Annotated in this window: 2 protein-coding genes; both read right to left on the bottom strand. The window is 52.7% G+C overall.

The genetic code is table 11. The annotated features are described in order from the left end of the window. Window positions 1-111: 111 nt before the first annotated feature. The gene (locus ACR0P9_RS12350) at window positions 112-843 is read right to left on the bottom strand and encodes a pseudouridine synthase (protein ID WP_432620581.1); all 732 of its coding nucleotides are present in this window, start codon (window positions 841-843) and stop codon (window positions 112-114) included. 144 nt (window positions 844-987) lie between these two features. Continuing rightward, window positions 988-1,570, bottom strand: a 583-nt coding sequence (locus ACR0P9_RS12345) for a DUF4830 domain-containing protein (protein ID WP_432620579.1), incomplete at its 5' end; no start/stop codon positions are given.

Raw genomic sequence — 1,570 nt, 5'->3', positions numbered from 1 at the left:
TTATCAATCATATTGACAGCAAATTGCCGTCCTGTCATTCACTTTTTTTATTATATCACAAATCGACAGAAATTTGTACAAAAATTTTGACTTTATTTTGTCCACTTTTCCCTATGTAACGTGATGCGCGAGCAGCAGAGCAATTTCTTCCTGTGTCAGCTCTCTCCACTGTCCCGGCTGCAATGCGGCATCCAGACGAAGAGGACCCTCTGACAAGCGCTCCAACGTCTTGACCGGCGCGCCGCGCGAAGCGAGCATCCGGCGCACCTGATGGTATTTACCCTCCTGCACCGTCACCAGCACATCGGAATAGCCTTCCCGTACCGCCCGAATTTCCAGCTTTGCCGGTCGGCAGCGTGTACCGTCGCGCAGCGTGATGCCCTGTGCAAACGCCTGTACATCGGCATCTCCCAGCAGTCCCTCTGCCTCCGCATGATAGACTTTATCCACTGCGTGCTTCGGCGAGGTCAGCGCATGTCCCAGCGCGCCATCGTCCGTCAGCAGCAGCAAGCCGGATGTGTCTTTATCCAATCGTCCAATCGGAAAGACACCGCGCTTGCGATAGCTGGCAGGCAGCAGATCGAGCACTGTTTTTTGCTCTCTGTCCTCTGTGGCAGACAACACGCCGAGCGGCTTATGCATCATGATATACACATGGGTCTGATAACAAACCGGCTGTCCGCAGAAGGAAATCTGTGTGCTTTCGGGATCTACTTTTTTCGAGGCATCTCGACATACCACGCCGTCAATCAAAATGGCGCCGCGCTTTGCCGCCGCCGTCGCTTCCTTCCGAGAACACAGTCCCATAGAGGTAAGCAGTTTGTCAATTCGCTGTGTTGCCACCGGATCGCCTCCCGCCGATAATCAAAAGCATTATATCATCTTTGTTACATTTGCACAAGAGCGTTTTTGAAAAAATAGAAAAGCAGGCGGATTTTTTCGCCTGCTTCTTTGGGCAATGTGTTGATTTTGCGTCAAACCCTATGGTCAGGATGCACCAGAATCCGCATTCTCGCTTGTGGATTCTGACGTATCATTTGTGTCATTTGACTTCTGCCCGGTGTGATCCATCAAGCCGCGCGTAAAGCCGCCGTCGGTCTTCATCGAGCAAATATCTCCTGCAACAATTTTCCCGCGATAAATGAGTAATTCAGCCAAAACATCGGATTCTTCCGCATTGGTGACCGTGTAAACGACCTGTTTCACACGCTTGCCCTTGAGCTTTTCCATATCGAAGCCCTGCCGTGCCTGCAAGTCCGCATAGCTCTGATAGCTCTCGTCAAAATCCGACGGAATGATCACTTCCCGCACCGTGCAGGAATCGACATCCACTTCCCATCCGCACGCCTTCAGATATGCCGTTCGCTCTTCATCTGTCAGCGCGAGCGTAGAGACTGTCTGCTGCGCGGTGTCCGTCTGCCCGCTGTCCGTCTGGCTTCCCATCGCCGCCACATCGCCCGCCAAGCGCGCCGCCGCGCCTGCCGTCAGCAGCAGTGCCGCTGTCACTGCCAAGCCAAATAAAATCTTTCGTCTGCTGAATTTTGCCGTTATGATAAACATAGCTTTCCCG

The sequence above is a fragment of the Butyricicoccus sp. genome (genome assembly GCF_050872565.1).
In the GTDB taxonomy this organism is placed as follows: domain Bacteria; phylum Bacillota; class Clostridia; order Oscillospirales; family Butyricicoccaceae; genus Butyricicoccus_A.
This window is presented reverse-complemented; position numbering and strand designations above follow the sequence as displayed.